Source organism: Exiguobacterium sp. UBA5002 (genome assembly GCF_002396765.1).
Taxonomy (GTDB): domain Bacteria; phylum Bacillota; class Bacilli; order Exiguobacteriales; family Exiguobacteriaceae; genus Exiguobacterium_A.
Genome location: NZ_DGYQ01000046.1, coordinates 20,344 through 38,359 on the forward strand (window position 1 = coordinate 20,344; position 18,016 = coordinate 38,359).

An 18,016-nucleotide genomic window follows, 5' to 3' on the forward strand; every position below is an offset into this window, starting at 1 on the left:
TTAAAAGAAGAAGACGGGCCACAGAATACCGACGGCTAGTCCGAGTAACAGACCGACGAACACCTGAAATTCGGTATGACCGACGAGCTCATTCAGGAGAGGAGTCTCATGGCGAATTCCTTTGAAATAATCATTGAGTAGTTTTGCCTGAACACCGACTGCTTGTCTGACACCGGTCGCATCATACATGATGATTGTCGCAAAGATGACAGCCAGTGCAAAAATCGAAGACGAGAAGCCCTCCTGAAAACCGATGACAACGGCTAAGGCGACGACAGTCGAACTATGTGAACTAGGCATACCACCGGAAGCAAACATGATTTCCAGGTCGAACTTTCGTGTCCGAACCAAACTCGTGACAAGCTTCGCTGCTTGAGCGATGAACCACGCTGTGATGGCTGCAAAAAGGGGATGGTTCCATTCCATACATTCTACCTCCTACAATTAACGATATGTATTGTTTCCCCGTTTTATTAGCTTTTACACGAACGATCTAGTTAGATTCGGCATCTCCTTTAAAGATTGTGTAAAGAAACAGCAGAAAGATTTGTGATTTTCCTGTGAAAGTCGGTAAGATGAAGACAGACGAAGCGGATTCCACGGAATTCCTCATTCGAAAGAACGAAACTTGAGGGGGATGCAAGGTTTGAAAGATAAAATTATCGTGGTAGATGATGAATTGTCGATTGCAACACTATTGAAGTTTAATCTAGAACAGGCTGGTTTCATCGTCGAAACGGCACATGATGGGATGTCAGGTTTAAAATTAGCGGAAAAACAAGATGCCGCACTGATCGTACTGGATCTCATGTTGCCGGAACTCGACGGTCTTGAAGTATGTAAACGGCTACGCCAACAGAAAATCAATACGCCGATCTTGATGCTGACGGCAAAGGATGATGAGTTCGATAAAGTCCTTGGTCTTGAACTCGGTGCGGACGATTATCTGACAAAACCATTTAGCCCACGTGAAGTCGTCGCCCGTGTGAAAGCAATTTTACGACGAATGAGTCATCAGACAACACCTTCGGAAGAAGTGACGGATGGGACGATTCTGATTGGTGATGTCAAGATCGTTCCAGATAACTACGAAGCTTTCAAAGCAGAAGAGCGTCTTGAACTGACACCTAAAGAATTCGAATTGCTCGTATATCTTGCTAAAAATAAGGGACGTGTCCTGACACGAGATCAACTGTTATCCGCAATCTGGAACTATGATTTCGTCGGCGATACACGAATCGTGGATGTGCACATTAGTCATGTTCGTGAAAAAATCGAGCCGAATACGAAAAAACCGATTTATATCAAAACGATTCGTGGTCTCGGGTATAAGATGGAGGAGCCGAAACCGGAATGAGTAAGTATCGCAAGCGGTTCATCTTTAAAATTTTTTCGTTCATCAGTCTCGTGCTGATTGCACTCGGTTTCTTACTTGGACAATCCTTCAAAGAGTTCTATGTCCAAAATGAAAAAGAAAAATTGATGGATGAGACTTCTCTTGTCGAGACAATCTTACAAGGACGCGATGTTTCGGAGATGGCCCAGTACGTAAATCAATTGTACGCTGAATCGAACTTCGACATGATTTTATTCAATGGTCGGGGTGAGATCATTGCTGGTACACCGGTTGATGTGACGAAACTAAAAGTCGCGACTCTTAATTTTTCAGCGATTCCTGATGAGGGGACGTTTGAATCGAAAACAGATGACAGTGTCGTCCAATTCACGAAGCCTGTTCCGACAGCGGATGGTGGCGAGGTGTACGTCAGTTTCATTCGTTACGCAAAAGACTTAAACGTCATTTATTCACGGATTTGGACGGTCATCATCCTTTCTCTCGTTGCGTCGTTATTGGTTATATTCTTGACGATTTATCGGTCGACGAAACGATTCCTTCGACCGATCGCGGAGGCAACTGATGTCCTGCACGAACTGTCGCATGGAAATTACAAGTCACGCGTCTATGAGTTGTCGGCACCCGACGAATCACGCGACTTAGGGCGCTCCATCAATCTACTAGCGCGCAATCTCGAGAACGCATCGTCTGGTGAAGCGATGCAACGGGCGCGTCTTGAATCCTTGATCGAGTACATGGGAGCCGGTCTCATGTTGATTGATGAAAAAGGCTATGTCCTGCTCGTCAACCGGACGTATCGGGAAATGTTCAACATTCATGAACCGTCTAGCGGGAAGCTGTACTATCGTGTACTTCCAAACGAAAAGATGAGCCAGGTGATTGAAGATGTCTATCTGACGGAAAAACCAAATCGAAAGCAGTCGAGTGTGCGATTCGGCATCAATAGTCGGACGTTCATGGTCAGTGCCGCTCCGATTTTCGATAAGAACGGTCGCGTGCAGGGAACGACCGTCGTCTTTAACGACATCACGGAAATCAAAAAACTAGAACAAATGCGTAAAGACTTCGTCGCGAATGTCAGCCATGAATTAAAGACACCGTTGACGTCCATCAAAGGGTTTGCGGAAACGTTACTCGATGGTGCGCAAGAGGTTCCGGAAATCCGAGAACAATTTTTACGGATCATTCATGACGAATCGGAACGGATGCAGACATTGGTGGAAGACTTGCTTGAACTCTCTCGTCTTGAACAGGATAATTATCAACTCGAGACAGCAATCGTTGATGTGACAAGTCTCGTTCGGGAAACGGCAGCACTCCTGGACCGACGAGCAACAGAAAAAGAGATGACGATTCATATCGAAACGGAAGAGGAAGTCTTTATTCGGGCAGATTTGAATCGATTGAAACAGGTCGTCGTCAACTTGGTCGCGAATGCGTTGAATTATACGCCAAATGGTGGCAACGTCTGGATTCAGCTCGAGGATGGGGAAGAGTCTGTCCAGCTCATCATCAAAGATGATGGAATTGGCATTCATCCGAAAGAAACCCAACGGATCTTCGAACGTTTCTATCGCGTCGATAAGGCAAGAAGCCGCAATTCTGGGGGAACGGGTCTCGGACTAGCTATCGTTAAACACATCGTCGACCTTCATCATGGTGAAATCGAAGTCGCTTCAGAAGAGCAGAAAGGGACGACATTTACGATTCGTTTACCAAAACATGGCTGAATTTCACAGTGGATTCACATTTCCTTAATAGACGTATCTTATGATGAAAGTACCTTCTTCATCATCTGTATGGCGACTGGATCAGCTCCCATGTCGTCATGCCCTTGGCGATTGACTCCCCGTGAGTCAATCGTCTTTTTTTGGTCATTTTTAGCGAACAAATGTGTGTAGAGTGATACAATAGGAACAGAAAATCGATTAAAGGGGCGTAGATGATGGAAAATAAATTGCTATTGATTGATGGGAACTCGTTGACCTATCGGGCGTTTTTCGCCTTACCACCAATGACGGATGCGCAAGGACGAAATACGAACGCAGCTTATGGCTTTACGATGATGTTATTGAAGTTGCTCGAGGAAGAACAACCGACACACATGCTCGTTGCCTTCGATGCTTCGAGTGAAACGTTCCGTCATGATGTCTATCAGGAGTATAAAGGGAGTCGGGAAAAAACACCGTCCGAACTACGTGAGCAATTCCCAATCGTCCGGGATATCTGTGAAGCGCTCGGTATTCAAATGATGGAACTCCATCGCTATGAGGCAGATGATTTGATTGGTACGCTCGCACGAACGATGCCGACGGATCGGACGCGGATCGTCACAGGTGATAAAGATTTACTTCAACTTGTCACGGATAAGGTCGAAGTCTTGATCACGAAGCGTGGAATCACGGACGTCCAGTGCATGACGGAGGAACTGTTCGCTGAGACATATGGTGGTCTAAAGCCGATTCAAATGATTGACCTGAAAGGGTTAATGGGGGATAAGTCGGATAATATTCCAGGGATTCCTGGGATTGGTGAAAAGACGGCAGTTAAATTGATTTCGGCATATGGTTCTGTCGAAGGACTGTATGAACATGTTGAAGACTTAAAAGGGAAGCAGAAGGAAAAAGTCATCGCGAACGAAGAGTTAGCACGACTATCGAAAGAACTTGCGACAATTAAAGTCGATGTCCCGCTCGAGACGACGCTAGATGATTTGCAAATTCGCGACGTTGATACCCAAGTGCCGTATTCGTTGTTCCAGTCGCTCGGTTTCAAGTCGTTGACGAATCGATTCGCCCCTGTCGTCAAAGAAGAGGATAAAGAGCAGTTGAACGTCGTGACGATCACTTCACTTCCTGAAGACGTTACCGATGCGGTGTTGCTTGCTGAACAGTTGCGAGAGGATTACATGGAAGAGGACATCATCGGGTTTGCGATCGCAACGCCTGACACGATCTATGTTGCTGCCCCAACGCTCGTCGAGGATCCGGCATTCCGCCAATGGATCGAGTCGGAACATCGGAAGATTTGTCTTGATGCCAAACAAGTCGCATTCGCGTTGCGTAAGCACGGCTTAACCTTAAACGGTTATGAGGATCTGTTATTAGCGGGTTACTTATTGAACTTAAGTGGCGGCACGACGCTCGCTTCAATTGCTGGTCATTATGCATTGATGGCACCGAACGAAGAAGCAGTCCTCGGTAAGGGAGCCAAACGTCTAGCCCCAGCGGATGACGTATTACATCCTTATCTTGCAGAAAAGGCACGGATGATCGAGTTATTGTTCCCGAAAGTCCGGGAAGAGTTGAAGGCGAATCAGCAATATGAGCTGTATGAAACACTAGAGCGTCCATTGTCAGGTGTCCTCGCTGAGATGGAGTGGACCGGGATTCGTGTCGACGTCGCGACGCTCCAGTCGATGCAAGCAGATCTTGCCGGACGTTTAACGGAACTTGAGACGTTGGTCTTTGAAGCGGCAGGTGAGTCGTTCAATATCAATTCACCGAAACAACTTGGTGTGATTCTGTTTGAAAAACTCGAATTGCCCGCCTTCAAGAAAACAAAGACCGGCTACTCGACTGCCGCAGACGTCCTTGAAAAACTGCGTCCGCTGCATCCGGTCATCGATCACATCATGTTATACCGGGAGCTCCAAAAATTACAGTCGACGTATGTTGAAGGCTTACAAAAAGTCATTAAGGAAGACGGAAAGATTCACACCCGTTTTGCTCAGACGATTGCCCAGACAGGTCGTTTAAGTTCGGTCAATCCGAACCTTCAGAATATCCCGATTCGGATCGAAGAAGGACGGAAGATTCGAAAAGCCTTCGTTCCGAGTGAGGCAGGCTGGTCACTGTATGCTGCCGATTATTCACAAATCGAATTACGTGTCATGGCCGATATGTCGCAGGATCAGACGCTTGTCGATGCATTCTTACATGATGAGGATATCCATACTCAAACGGCAAGTAGTGTCTTTGGTGTCGAACCAGAGGATGTCACAGGAAACATGCGGCGTCAGGCGAAAGCCGTCAACTTCGGCATCATTTATGGCATCAGCGATTATGGACTATCACAAAACTTGAACATCACGCGGAAGGAAGCACAATCGTTCATCGATCGTTATTTCGAGCTGTTCCCGCAAATCAAACAGTTCATGGATACCGCGATTGAGACGGCACGAGCGAATGGATTCGTCGAAACGTTGATGAACCGGCGCCGTAACATCCCGGATATCAATTCGAAAAACTTCAACTTACGTGGTTTTGCGGAACGTACAGCAATCAATACGCCGATTCAAGGTTCGGCTGCGGATATCATTAAAAAAGCGATGCTTGATGTACATGCTGCCTTACAGGCATCTGATCTGAAAGCACGTTTGTTACTACAAGTACACGATGAATTGATTTTTGAAGCACCAGACGAAGAACTCGATGCGCTACAAGCGCTTGTCAAACAAGCGATGGAGCAGACCGTCGAACTATCCGTACCGCTACGCGTCGATGGGGGCGCAGGACATACGTGGTACGAAACGAAGTAAGCAAGGAGGAATAGACGTGCCTGAATTACCTGAAGTCGAGACCGTTCGCCGCAGTTTAGAACGTTCGGTCTCTGGAAAAACAGTCTCTTCCGTCAAAGTCTACCACCCGAAAATGATTCGGGGGATGGAAGTGGCACCATTTGCAGATGCCTTACATCAAGAACGGATCGAACGCGTCGAACGTCGCGGTAAGTTCCTACTCTTTGATTTTGATCGTTTTTATCTCGTCAGCCATTTGCGGATGGAAGGGAAGTACTTCCCGTATCCGCAACCGGTCGAGCGGGATAAACATACTCATGTCGTCTTCCGATTCACGGATGGTTCGGAGCTGCATTACAATGACGTCCGGAAGTTCGGAACGATGGAATTGCGTGATAAGGAAACAGCGATGCAGACTGCTCCACTGGCACAGCTGGAGCGTGAACCGTTTGATCCGGAGTTCACAGCAGAAGTGTTAGCGGAGAATTTAATTCGTAAAAAAAGAAGTCCAATCAAAACGGCATTGCTCGACCAATCCATCTTCCTTGGTCTCGGTAACATCTATGTCGATGAGACCCTTCATACGGCACGTGTCCATCCGTTGACGAAGGCTGGTGCCTTGACGCTTGATGATATTTCACGCATCCATCAAGCCGGTGTCGACGTCTTACGACAAGCGGTAGAAGCAGGGGGAAGTACGATCCGAAGTTATGTCTCACCTTCCGGAAAAGGTGAGTTCCAGCTTCAACTCGCGGTATACGGTCAAAAGGGCGAACCATGTCCCCGTTGCGGCACTGCCATTGAAAAAATCAAAGTCGGTGGACGGGGAACGCACTTCTGTCCGACGTGCCAACAGGTCGCCTTATGAGGGTTGGTCTGACGGGCAGTATCGCCACCGGTAAAAGTACGGTTTCTAGCTATCTGAAGCAAAAAGGAATAGCGGTCATCGATGCGGATCTCGTTGCGCGAGAAGTCATTGAACCAGGAGGGCGAGCCTATGAGGCGGTCAAGATGGCCTTCCCAGAAGCATTCGAGGAAGGACGTCTCGTTCGTCCAAAACTTGGACAAATCATTTTTCAGGATAGCGAAAAACGACAACAGCTGAATCAGTTGATGCACCCAAGTATTCGACGACAGATGCTTGATGAAGCAGATGCCTATGAACGTTCAGGACATTCGCTCGTTGTATTTGATATTCCGTTATTACTTGAAGGCGATTGGCGGACACTGTTCGACCGTGTCGTAGTCGTTTATTGTCCGGAAAACATGCAGTTAAGACGATTGATGCAACGTAATGATCTATCGGAAGAAGAAGCATATGCACGTATTCATTCGCAACTTAGCATTGAACAGAAAAAAGAGCTTGCGGATGATGTGTTCTTCAATGATGGGAGTCTTGATTCGTTATATCAACAAATCGATAAATGGTTAGTATTATATGACACCGATAAGCATGAGAGTGGTACATGAAAAGTGTGAAGTGAGAGAAGTTTCCATCTTCTCTCACTTTTTTTAGAGAACATAATGAAATCGCTTACATTTCATGATATAGTTCTATCTGTAAACGGAGCTACATCCGTCACATTGAAGGGGGATCCGCACATGGGAGTCAAGGTGGCAGTCAATGGTTTTGGTCGAATTGGTCGAATGGTCTTTCGACGTCTGATCGCTGAGGGGAAAAGCGAAGTCGTAGCAATCAATGCAAGTTATCCAGTCGAAACACTCGCACATTTAATCAAGTACGACACGGTACATGGGAAATTCAATTATCCGGTCGACATCATCGATGGGGCGTTGATGGTTGACGGAAGACAAATTCAAATCGTCAGTGAACGTAATCCTGAACTATTGCCGTGGGGGGAACTCGGCATCGATATCGTCGTCGAAGCGACAGGAAAGTTCAACTCAGATACGGGTGCTGCGAAGCATTTAGTGGCAGGCGCAAAAAAGGTCGTCATCACGGCACCTGCTAAAGGGGATGTCCGGACGATCGTCATGGGTGTCAATGACGACATGTATGATCATGAAACAGATGCTATCGTCTCGAACGCATCGTGTACGACGAACTGTCTCGCACCTGTCGTACAAGTCATCGACCGGGCATTCGGGATCGAATCGGGTCTCGTGACGACGGTTCACGCGTTTACGAACGATCAAAATAATATTGACAATCCGCATAAGGATTTACGACGCGCCCGTGCATGTGGATCATCGATCATTCCAACATCGACAGGTGCGGCAAAGGCGATTTCTCTCGTCTTGCCACACTTAGAAGGAAAATTGAATGGACTCGCGCTTCGTGTTCCGACACCAAACGTCTCACTCGTCGATCTCGTCGTCGAAGTCAGTCGCGATACTACAGTTGCTGAAGTGAACGAAGCGTTCACGAAAGCAGCAGACGGTGCGCTTGATGGCATTCTCGGAATGACGATGGAACCGCTCGTCTCAATCGACTTTAACGGAGAAGAACGTTCGACGGTCGTCGACGGGCTCTCGACGATGGTCATGGGTGGTCGTCAGGTGAAGGTCCTCGCTTGGTACGATAATGAGTGGGGTTACTCCTGCCGCGTCGTCGATCTCGTACACCTCGTATCGGCACACTTAGAGGCGATGGGAACCGTTGAAAAAGAACTTGAATTGAATTAATTATAACGGGCAGATCCCAGCAATGACGGGGGCTGTCCCGTTTTTTTTCTTAAAATGTATTAATTTTTGAAATTTATCCTTGTGTATCTTTTTGATACTCGCTATAATTCAAATCGTGAACTTCAATCGGTCTGGCAATCGCAGCTTAAAGGGTTAGGACCTCTCTGGACTAACTTTCCCCCGTGGGTGCGAACGACTCAGGCGCAAAGTAAGTGATCAACTACTTTGAAGACCATTGAATGTAGGGGGGATCCACAAATGGATACTATGGGAAGACACATTATTGCAGAACTTTGGGATTGTAATCCTGAAAAATTGAACGACATGGAATTCGTTGAACGACTTTTCGTTGACGCAGCACTTCAAGCAGGTGCAGAAGTACGAGAAGTAGCATTCCACAAGTTTGCACCACACGGCGTCAGTGGCGTCGTCATTATCTCTGAATCGCACTTGACGATTCACAGTTTCCCAGAGCACGGGTATGCATCGGTTGATGTCTTTACTTGTGGGGATCGGATCGATCCAGCCATCGCAGCGAACTACATTGCTGAAAAGCTCGATGCGAAAATCCGTGAAAATGTCGAAATTCCACGTGGTATGGGACCAGTTCAAGTTCCAGCGGCTACTGTCCAGCACGTCAACTGACAACACACACGAATTCGTCAAGCCCTCGTCGTTCAGACGAGGGCTTTTTAATATGTCTGACGTCTGTTATTCTTAATAGTAGAAGAAACAAAGAAAAGAGGATGACCATGGGACTGAAGGAACGCTTGCAAAAACAGCTAGAGACATCCGATACACATAAAAACGAAAATTTACGCACACACTATTATGCGGCAACAGTCGAGATGTTGTTTGCTGGTTTAGAAAATATCTTAAAGCAAGAGGGCGGAACGGTGCGTCGTGTTGACGCGGAACGTGGAGAACTCGCTTTTACATTAAAAGAAGTCGACGGACTCGCGACCGTCATCATGGTGGCGGGCGGACGTACGGCCGTCGATCTATTCTTACATCGTGAAAGTCTTCTCGGACCTGATCTCGAAAAACACATCGAGCGCATCTATGCATCACTTGATGCGGGATACCGATTAAAAATGATTGGAACAAAAGAAATCACGTGAACGGAGGTACGGGATGCGCTGTCCAGCCTGTAATTTTAACGGAACAAAAGTACTGGACTCAAGACCGGTCCAGGATTTCGGTTCGATTCGGAGGAGACGTGAATGTGAGTCTTGCGGCTATCGCTTTACGACTTTCGAAATGGTCGAACAGACCCCTTTAATCATCGTAAAGAAAGACGGAACGCGCGACGAGTTCAATCGTGATAAAATTTTGCGGGGACTAGTGCGTGCATGTGAAAAACGACCGATTTCGATTGAACAGCTAGAAACAGTCGTCAGTCGGGTCGAAAAGGCATTGCGGGCGACGGCTCAGCATGAGATTCCAAGTGAGCAGGTAGGACGTCTCGTGTTAAATGAATTAGCTTCCGTCGATGAAGTAGCATACGTCCGCTTTGCGAGTGTCTATAAACAATTCAAGGACATCAATGTCTTCTTCCAAGAGCTCTCTGAGCTGATGGAGCGACATCAGGAAAATGACCGTGAGAATTGAACGTGATATAAGAGAGGTCGTCTGTCCGGTCAGCGCACCTCTCTTTTTCTCCCTAAGGAAAGGACGAGTCAGATGGTAGAACGTGAACTTTCCGGTACCGACCTTTGCTTAGTGATGAGCAATGGTGTCGTCGACCGTGAAGCTTATCAATCTTTATATTATTTATACCAGCCGATTATCGGTGTTAAAGCGCTTGGGCTCTATCAAACGTTTTGGAGTGAGATGATCCCAGGGAAAACGAAATCCCAGTATATTTCCCATGCGGAACTCGGAACACTACTCGGGTTTTCCGTCGATGAGTTCAAGGAAGAGTTATTTAAGCTAGAAGGGATCGGGTTGATCCGGACGTTCGAAGCGCGCCAAGCCGCGTATCGCTACATCTATCAAATCCGGGTGCCGCTTGCGCCAAACACTTTCTTGAATGACGGGGTGTTATCGAGTCTGCTATTCTACCGCGTCGGTGAAATCCGGTTCCGCTCACTCCAGCATCGTTTCCGGACGGAGCCGCTTCCGAAGAATATCGTTGATCGGACGGTTCGATTTGATCAAGTGTTCGACGTAAAAGCTGGTCTTGCTTCTGCGCATCAGCCGAAAGCTTATGCGAAACAGGAACGAGCAGTATATGAATTCGACTATTCGTTTGATCTAGAAGAGATGAAGCGACAGACCGATCGTTTCCTGCCACGAACATTTTACTCAAAGGCAATCGATCATCTGCTCGTGAAGCTTGCTTACGTCACGCAGTCGAATGAAGCATTGATGGCGGAACTGTTGAATGCCCGTTTCCGTCACGAAGCGTACTTGCCGATGACCGATGCTGAGAAGCAAGAACGCTGCAAACAGATGATGTTGTCAGCGAAACAAAAACTCAGCCGGGAGAAAAAAGCGAAGGTCGCCTCACTCGATACGATCGAGGTCGGAGACGTCGAAGCGACGGAAACGATGGAAAGCACCCATCCGAAGCATTATGTCGCGAAGTTGCGGAAGGTCAAAGCGTTATCAGAGCGAGATGAAGAGTTGATCCAACAATTGATCATCGATTATGAGATGTCGTCTGGGATCGTCAATGCCGCCTACTACTATGCGCTCGTCGTCAAAAAAGACAATCGCTTCAGTAAGAACTTCCTCTTATCCATCGTCGATGATTGGAAACAGAAAGGGTACGTGACAGCATCCGAGGCACTGGCGAAGACGCAGGAGCAAGATGATTTGATTGCGAAGAAGCAGGAGCAAAAACAAGAACGAGCGCGTCAGACCGTTGGTGGACGTCGGGGACGGACCAGCAATACGAACGGCGGTCCGAACCCGAAGTGGTTGCAAGAAGAGAAGGCGAAACAGCAACAGTATGAAGCCTCTAAAAAAGCGAGTTTCGAAGCGGATGTTCCAGACGATGAAGAGATGGAACGAATCTTACGAGAACTGAAGGGGAACTAAAGGAGTCGGGACATGGAACATATCCAATCATCTATCGAAAAAATATTAAGTCGACCAGACGTTGCAGAATCGGTTCGAGCGATTCAACAACGGGTGTTGTCTCATCCGGGGGTCGTCATGTTCTTACGGACCCATCCAGAGATCGATCAACGGATGATCGAGCGGGGAATGCTCAAACTGAACGAATACGCGGAACAGATGGATGGGAATCGACTGATCGAAAGTAAAGCCGTCATCGAAGGCTATCAGCCGATCCTGCACGTCGAAAAAGGACAAATCGTCGTTTCGTATGAGAAGTCACAAGCGCTCAAAGACCGAGAAGATGAACGTGCACTTGAGAAAAAGTTCAAGAGTCTGTTCCTGCCGGACGAAGTGCGCGATGCGAACTTCAGCGATTTCGACTTGTCGACGACGGACCGGAAGCTCGCTTTACGTGCGGCGTCGCAGTTCCTCAATCATTTGCGCTCAAAAGAGCATGTAAAGGGACTGTACCTGCACGGTAGCTTTGGTGTCGGGAAAACGTATCTCTTGGCTGCGATCGGGAATGCACTAAAGAAAGAACGGATTGCAACGATTCTCGTCCATGCCCCGGGATTCGTTGCTGAAGCGAAACGACGGATCCGGTCGGACTCGTTCGATACGTTCCTTGAAGGATTCCAAACGATTCCAGTCTTGTTGATTGACGATATCGGTGCAGAATCGATCAGTCCGTGGGTAAGAGATGAATTGTTCGGAATCATTTTGCAATACCGCATGATGCATCGTCTGCCGACATTGTTCAGCTCGAACTTATCTTATGATGAACTTGAGCTCCATTTCGGGATTACGAACGATCAAGGTGATAAATTAAAGGCTGCACGACTGATGGAGCGGATCCGGACGACGACGCAACCGATTGAGTTCCTCGGTGAAAATCGACGTCGCTACTAATTTTCCTTGTCAAGGAAGCGATCGATTCGTTATACTAATGACACGTCAATAGACGATGCAACGATTGAGGATATGAAGTATGAAATGAACCAAACTAGCGAGAGAAGAATGGTGGAAGCTTCTCATGGCATCATTCATGTCTTTACTCCCTCATAGCACGAACGGGGCTAATCCGTTTGCGCTTCACGCCCGTTAACGCGTGTTCGAGCCGAACCAACATTGGTCCGGGAACGAGGGTGGTACCACGAGATTAAGACTCGTCCCTTTTTAGGGATGAGTCTTTTTTATTTTGTTAAAGGGGGAAACAGTCATGTCAAACATCGCACTTACATTTCCAGATGGCGCCGTAAAGGAATTCGCAGTCGGTACGACAGCAGAAGAAGTTGCTGCTTCAATCAGCCCAGGACTTCGTAAAAAAGCATTTGCTGCCAAACTAAACGGGCACGCAATCGATTACCGTCGTCCAATCGAAGAGGACGGCACAATCGAATTGATCATGCCGGATTCAGAAGAAGGGCTCGACTTGATTCGTCACTCTTCAGCTCACTTGATGGCACAAGCCATCAAACGTCTGTATCCAGATGAAACGATTCATCTTGGGATCGGACCGACAATCGAGAATGGTTTCTACTATGACATCGATATGGAACGTCGTCTGACAGAAGAAGACTTACCAGAAATCGAGAAAATGATGAATAAAATTGCGGGTGAGAACTTGCCGATCGAACGCGAAGTCGTTTCGCGTGACGAAGCACTTGCAATCTATAAAGAACTCAATGATCCGTTGAAAGTCGAATTGATTGAATCGATTCCTGCTGATCAGGATTTGACGATTTACCGTCAAGGCGAATTCTTCGATCTCTGCCGTGGACCACACGTTCCAGCAACAGCGAAGCTACAAGTCTTCAAATTGATGAGCATTGCTGGTGCTTACTGGCGTGGGGATTCAAAAAACAAGATGTTACAACGGATTTACGGTACAGCATGGGCGACAAAAGATCAGTTGAAACAACATCTCCACTTCCTTGCTGAAGCGAAAGAGCGGGATCACCGTAAACTCGGGAAGGAACTTGGCTTGTTCTTCACTTCTCAAGAAGTCGGTCAAGGACTCCCGATGTGGCTACCAAAAGGAGCAGCGATCCGTCGGACGGTCGAACGTTATATCGTCGATAAAGAACTCGAACTTGGATATGAGCACGTCTATACACCGGTTCTCGGTTCAGTCGATCTATACAAGACATCGGGTCACTGGGATCACTATCAAGATGACATGTTCCCGAAAATGGAGATGGACAATGAAGAACTCGTTCTTCGTCCGATGAACTGTCCACACCACATGATGGTCTACAAGAACGAACCGCGTTCGTACCGTGATTTACCGCTTCGTGTCGCGGAGCTTGGTGGCATGCACCGTTACGAAATGTCTGGTGCCTTGACTGGTCTTCAGCGTGTTCGTTATATGGTCCTTAACGATGGACATACGTTCGTCCGTCCTGACCAAATGAAAGATGAGTTCAAAGCCATCGTTCACCTCATTCAAGAAGTCTATGCTGACTTCGGAATCACGGATTACAAATTCCGTCTTTCGTACCGTGACCCAGCGGATAAAGAGAAGTACTTCGATAACGATGCGATTTGGGAAATGGCGCAACGTGAGTTGAAAGAAACAATGGATGAGCTCGAACTCGAATACTTCGAAGCAGAAGGCGAAGCTGCCTTCTACGGACCAAAGCTTGACGTGCAAGTTCGGACAGCACTTGGTAAAGATGAGACGCTTTCGACAGTCCAACTCGACTTCCTCTTACCAGAGCGATTCGAATTGACGTACAAAGGAAATGACGGACAAGATCACCGTCCGGTCGTCTTACACCGTGGTGTCGTTTCGACGATGGAACGATTCGTCGCATACTTGATCGAAGAATACAAAGGCGCGTTCCCAACATGGCTCGCACCCGTTCAGGTGAAATTGATTCCGGTTTCTAAAGTGCATGAAGACTATGCCCGTGAAATCAAAGCGATCTTGCTGAAAAAAGGAATTCGTGTCGAAACAGATTTCCGTGACGAGAAACTCGGATACCGGATTCGTGAAGCACAAGTCAATAAAGTACCAGTCATGCTCGTTCTAGGTGACAAAGAAGTCGAATCGCGCGAAGTCAACATTCGTCGCTACGGTTCAAAAGACTCAAGCAACGCATCACTTGAACAATTCGTCGCTGATTTAGAGCAAGAAATCGCGAACCGTTCAAAATAATTCATGTATACAAAAACAATCCGCCCTGCTGATGTAGGGCGGATTGTTTTTGTGATGGGATGCTTGAAAGAAACCAATTTCATACCGATGAAACAGATAGAACATCCAACTGAATCTATCTAAAATGACCAAATGTCACTTTTCCTTTAATTGGATAAATGCTATAATAGACCTTCAGAGGATGAAATGTTTTGAAGAATAGGAAGGAAGTTACAGAAAAATGAAACAGACGACTCTTGCTGTTTTCATCGCTTCTTCACTTTTAATCGGTATTCATCCGAGCGAAGCGAAGGCGACAATGATTAAAAAAACATACCGGATTACACCAAAAACAGAAGCGATTGACCCGACGATTCGTAAATATACGACCTATAATGCAAAGACACGCAATCATTATACGATGCGTTCTTATTTGGAACGACTTGAAAAAGAGGGAGGCGGGACACTCGTCTTGACGAAAGGAACATATCTGTCTCCACTACGTGTCGGTATTCCGTCCAATACGACTGTGATCCTAGAGGATGGTGTCATCATCAAAAAGACGACAGAGACAGGGACGACAAAGATTAGTTCGACGACAAGTGTCTTTGATTTGGTTGCGCCATCTGTTTTACGTCTGAATAAAAAAGTTGGCAAATATAACGGTTCCCAGAATGTTAAACTCGTCGGTAAGGGGAATGCACAGATCGACTTGAATCAATATGCGCGTGGTTCGGCTTTCGCTATTGCCCATAATCAAAATTTGTACATCGGCGGTATTACGGTACGGAATCAAAAGGGTTCACATGCGATGGAACTTGATGCGACGAAGAAGGCAGTCATCGAAAACATGAAATTCGTCGATGCCGTCATGATACCGAATACAGGTCCGAATGAATCGATTAATCTCGATACCCCAGATCCAATCACGAAGGGTTTCAACTGGAAGTGGTCGAATCAAGATGGCACTCCAAATGAAGATATCACGATTCGTAATAACTTATTCCGTAACATCAATGTGGCAATCGGCACACATCAATACACGGAAAACAAATTACACACGAATGTCCGGATTGAAAAAAACACGATTGACGGAACGAAGGATTATGCGATTTCGATGATGAACTGGAAGAATCCAACGGTCCGCTACAATACGATCCGAAACGTGCATCGAGCAGATGGAAAAGCGATGACGATTCTCGGTAGAGGAGTTGTCGGAGGAACAATTCGCTACAATCGATTGGAAGACGCGGATCGCGCGATTCAAATGCAACCGTTCCAAAGCAACGGCTATTCTCCCATTTATAATACGTTTACGTCAGAACAAAAACGGTACATGCAACAAAATACAGTCAAGCAGGTTGGACTCGATCAAATCGTCTTATTCAAAAAACTTAATGAGTTCACGTATAAAACGGCAGAGCGTTACGATTTTATTCCATACTAAGACACAAACAAGCACCCAAGACTAGCGTCGAGGGTGCTCGTTTTGCGTTATGAACGCATTTGTTGCAAGAACGGTTCGATATTGACTTGAAGCGCTTCTGATAGTTTCTGACCGAGTGAAGCATCAGCACGGTAGAAGTTGCAGATTGCGAGCAGGACCGTATTTTCATGACGGACTTGCTGAAGGTCGTTGACGAGGTTCTTCAAGAGAGCCGCTTGCTCTTCTTCTGTCAGACGACGGTATACTTCTCCGGCTTGACCAAAGTTATTCGTCTTCTCGATTTCGAGACGACCGTGCTTATCATCAAGCAACGGTTGATTTTCTTCCGTATACTCGGGTGTTTCTTTTGGTTCTTCTTGATAACGGTTCGGTTCGTAGTTGACCGGACTCGTTTGCTGACCGACCGGCATTGCACCGTCACGTTGGTAGTTGTTCACTTGTGCAAACGGACAGTTGATTGGAAGTTGTTGATAATTCGTGCCAATACGGTAGCGTTGTGTATCTGAGTAAGAGAACAAGCGACCTTGTAGTAACTTATCTTCAGATGGCAACATCCCTGGAATCAAGACACCTGGGTTGAAGCCGACAGATTCTGTTTCAGCAAAGTAGTTGTCGACATTTTTATTCAATGTCATTGTACCAACGTGTTGGAACGGAATGACATCCTCAAACCAATCTTTTGTCGCGTCGAGCGGATCGAAATCGAACTGATCGACGTCAGCCGGATCAAGTACCTGTACGAACAGATCCCATTCCGGGTAATCGCCATCTTCAATCGCTTGGAACGTATCGTTTGAAGCATGGTTGAAATCTTTTCCTTGAATCTCTGTTGCTTCTTCAGCTGAGAGATTATGAACACCAGCTTTTGGTACCCAGCGTAGTTTCACATAAACCGTATTACCGTGTGCATTCACCCATTTGAACGAGTGAACGGAAGAACCACGCATTTTACGGTAGCTTGCAGGAATACCCTCATCCGTGAAAAGGTGCATGAGCATGTTCGTCGATTCCGGACGAAGTGTCATGAAGTCCCAGTAACGGTCAGGATCTTGAATATTCGTGCGTGGATCTGGTTTGAGAGAATGGACCATATCCGGGAATTTCATGGCGTCACGAATGAAGAAGACAGGAAGGTTGTTCCCGACGAAATCCCAGTTTCCTTCTTCTGTATAGAACTTGACAGAGAATCCACGTGGATCGCGGAGCGTCTCTGGAGAATGCGTGCCGTGAATAACAGTCGAGAAGCGGGCGAAAACAGGAACTTCTGTCCCTTCTTCTTGTAAAAACGCAGCTTTCGTGTACTTTTTCATCGAATTTTTGACAGTGAAGACACCGTGAGCACCAAAGCCACGAGCATGTACGACGCGCTCAGGTACACGTTCCCGATCGAAATGGGCCATCTTTTCAATTAATTGATAGTCTTCTAATAAAGTTGGTCCGCGACGTCCAGCCGTACGTGAATTCTGGTTGTCTCCGATTGGTACACCTTGATTGGTCGTTAATCGTTTTTCAGTCATCTTTTATTCTCCCCTTTATGTAAGATTAAATTAATTATAAAACAATAATCATTCTAAATAAAGAGTTTTGCTTGCGAATGTTCTGAAGCTTTTTTCATGTTATAAATGTACCCGTGAAAAACAGGTTAGAAACTTCTTGCTTATCGCTCAAAGGATTGCTATTATAATCAAGTATGTGAGCAACGTTCTGTAAGAACATAGAAAGCGGCTTGACATCACGGGAAAACAAGTGCTATGATAGCAAAGTGAAATGACAACAAAGCAGAAGCATCCCGCTTCTCACCATGTATGATAACTCGTACTGGTTCATCATGAAGATACGCAA

15 protein-coding genes are annotated in these 18,016 nt (G+C 46.6%); 13 read left to right on the plus strand and 2 right to left on the minus strand.

Translation table 11 applies throughout. The features are described from left to right. Positions 1–426, minus strand: coding sequence for a divergent PAP2 family protein (locus B4C70_RS14075; RefSeq protein ID WP_133207611.1), 426 nt, complete (start codon positions 424–426; stop codon positions 1–3). A gap of 211 nt (positions 427–637) precedes the next feature. Between B4C70_RS14075 and B4C70_RS14080 the strand changes: the two genes are divergently transcribed. The 13 genes from B4C70_RS14080 (at position 638) to B4C70_RS14140 (ending at position 16,174) form a co-directional block, all read left to right on the plus strand. Next, positions 638–1,357, plus strand: coding sequence for a response regulator (locus B4C70_RS14080; RefSeq protein ID WP_369815309.1), 720 nt, complete (start codon positions 638–640; stop codon positions 1,355–1,357). Continuing rightward, complete coding sequence (gene pnpS / locus B4C70_RS14085) at positions 1,354–3,087, plus strand: two-component system histidine kinase PnpS (RefSeq protein WP_290780476.1); 1,734 nt, start codon at positions 1,354–1,356, stop codon at positions 3,085–3,087. The genes B4C70_RS14080 and pnpS overlap by 4 nt, the downstream gene beginning before the upstream one ends. 212 nt (positions 3,088–3,299) lie before the next feature. Next, positions 3,300–5,897 (plus strand): DNA polymerase I, encoded by a 2,598-nt coding sequence (gene polA, locus B4C70_RS14090; RefSeq protein WP_223040682.1) that lies wholly within the window; start codon positions 3,300–3,302, stop codon positions 5,895–5,897. A gap of 16 nt (positions 5,898–5,913) precedes the next feature. Next, positions 5,914–6,744 (plus strand): DNA-formamidopyrimidine glycosylase, encoded by an 831-nt coding sequence (gene mutM / locus B4C70_RS14095; RefSeq protein ID WP_290780482.1) that lies wholly within the window; start codon positions 5,914–5,916, stop codon positions 6,742–6,744. Next, on the plus strand, positions 6,741–7,346 hold the full coding sequence (gene coaE / locus B4C70_RS14100) for a dephospho-CoA kinase (RefSeq protein WP_149427708.1): 606 nt from the start codon (positions 6,741–6,743) through the stop codon (positions 7,344–7,346). The genes mutM and coaE overlap by 4 nt, the downstream gene beginning before the upstream one ends. Before the next feature lie 132 nt (positions 7,347–7,478). Continuing rightward, positions 7,479–8,522, plus strand: coding sequence for a glyceraldehyde-3-phosphate dehydrogenase (locus B4C70_RS14105; RefSeq protein WP_290780486.1), 1,044 nt, complete (start codon positions 7,479–7,481; stop codon positions 8,520–8,522). A 258-nt stretch (positions 8,523–8,780) separates the two neighbouring features. Then, on the plus strand, positions 8,781–9,167 hold the full coding sequence (gene speD, locus B4C70_RS14110; protein WP_023469024.1) for an adenosylmethionine decarboxylase: 387 nt from the start codon (positions 8,781–8,783) through the stop codon (positions 9,165–9,167). A 107-nt stretch (positions 9,168–9,274) separates the two neighbouring features. Then, complete coding sequence (locus tag B4C70_RS14115) at positions 9,275–9,643, plus strand: hypothetical protein (RefSeq protein WP_023469023.1); 369 nt, start codon at positions 9,275–9,277, stop codon at positions 9,641–9,643. 13 nt (positions 9,644–9,656) lie between these two features. Continuing rightward, positions 9,657–10,133: a transcriptional regulator NrdR gene (gene nrdR / locus B4C70_RS14120; protein WP_023469022.1), complete on the plus strand. Its 477-nt coding sequence runs from the start codon at positions 9,657–9,659 to the stop codon at positions 10,131–10,133. Between the two features lie 72 nt (positions 10,134–10,205). After that, on the plus strand, positions 10,206–11,567 hold the full coding sequence (locus tag B4C70_RS14125) for a replication initiation and membrane attachment family protein (protein ID WP_023469021.1): 1,362 nt from the start codon (positions 10,206–10,208) through the stop codon (positions 11,565–11,567). Between the two features lie 12 nt (positions 11,568–11,579). Next, on the plus strand, positions 11,580–12,497 hold the full coding sequence (gene dnaI, locus B4C70_RS14130; RefSeq protein ID WP_023469020.1) for a primosomal protein DnaI: 918 nt from the start codon (positions 11,580–11,582) through the stop codon (positions 12,495–12,497). A 310-nt stretch (positions 12,498–12,807) separates the two neighbouring features. Further along, positions 12,808–14,748, plus strand: a complete 1,941-nt coding sequence (gene thrS / locus B4C70_RS14135) for a threonine--tRNA ligase (RefSeq protein WP_029342321.1) — start codon at positions 12,808–12,810, stop codon at positions 14,746–14,748. 220 nt (positions 14,749–14,968) lie between these two features. Next, a complete protein-coding gene (locus B4C70_RS14140; protein WP_290780491.1) occupies positions 14,969–16,174 on the plus strand; it encodes a right-handed parallel beta-helix repeat-containing protein in 1,206 nt (401 codons plus the stop codon). Between the two features lie 47 nt (positions 16,175–16,221). On the opposite strand, the gene B4C70_RS14145 is transcribed toward B4C70_RS14140, so the two are convergent. Further along, positions 16,222–17,691 carry a catalase gene (locus B4C70_RS14145; protein ID WP_035406325.1) on the minus strand — a complete coding sequence of 490 codons (1,470 nt, stop codon included), beginning with the start codon at positions 17,689–17,691 and terminating at the stop codon, positions 16,222–16,224. Positions 17,692–18,016 lie beyond the last annotated feature (325 nt).

What these genes read in the sequence shown, in the direction of transcription:
- B4C70_RS14075 (WP_133207611.1), bottom strand. Translation starts at nt 426, where the DNA reads ATGGAATGGAACCATCCCCTTTTTGCAGCCATCACAGCGTGGTTCATC.
- B4C70_RS14080 (WP_369815309.1), top strand. Translation starts at nt 638, where the DNA reads ATGCAAGGTTTGAAAGATAAAATTATCGTGGTAGATGATGAATTGTCG.
- pnpS (WP_290780476.1), top strand. Translation starts at nt 1,354, where the DNA reads ATGAGTAAGTATCGCAAGCGGTTCATCTTTAAAATTTTTTCGTTCATC.
- polA (WP_223040682.1), top strand. Translation starts at nt 3,300, where the DNA reads ATGATGGAAAATAAATTGCTATTGATTGATGGGAACTCGTTGACCTAT.
- coaE (WP_149427708.1), top strand. Translation starts at nt 6,741, where the DNA reads ATGAGGGTTGGTCTGACGGGCAGTATCGCCACCGGTAAAAGTACGGTT.
- B4C70_RS14105 (WP_290780486.1), top strand. Translation starts at nt 7,479, where the DNA reads ATGGGAGTCAAGGTGGCAGTCAATGGTTTTGGTCGAATTGGTCGAATG.
- speD (WP_023469024.1), top strand. Translation starts at nt 8,781, where the DNA reads ATGGATACTATGGGAAGACACATTATTGCAGAACTTTGGGATTGTAAT.
- B4C70_RS14115 (WP_023469023.1), top strand. Translation starts at nt 9,275, where the DNA reads ATGGGACTGAAGGAACGCTTGCAAAAACAGCTAGAGACATCCGATACA.
- nrdR (WP_023469022.1), top strand. Translation starts at nt 9,657, where the DNA reads ATGCGCTGTCCAGCCTGTAATTTTAACGGAACAAAAGTACTGGACTCA.
- B4C70_RS14125 (WP_023469021.1), top strand. Translation starts at nt 10,206, where the DNA reads ATGGTAGAACGTGAACTTTCCGGTACCGACCTTTGCTTAGTGATGAGC.
- dnaI (WP_023469020.1), top strand. Translation starts at nt 11,580, where the DNA reads ATGGAACATATCCAATCATCTATCGAAAAAATATTAAGTCGACCAGAC.
- thrS (WP_029342321.1), top strand. Translation starts at nt 12,808, where the DNA reads ATGTCAAACATCGCACTTACATTTCCAGATGGCGCCGTAAAGGAATTC.
- B4C70_RS14140 (WP_290780491.1), top strand. Translation starts at nt 14,969, where the DNA reads ATGAAACAGACGACTCTTGCTGTTTTCATCGCTTCTTCACTTTTAATC.
- B4C70_RS14145 (WP_035406325.1), bottom strand. Translation starts at nt 17,691, where the DNA reads ATGACTGAAAAACGATTAACGACCAATCAAGGTGTACCAATCGGAGAC.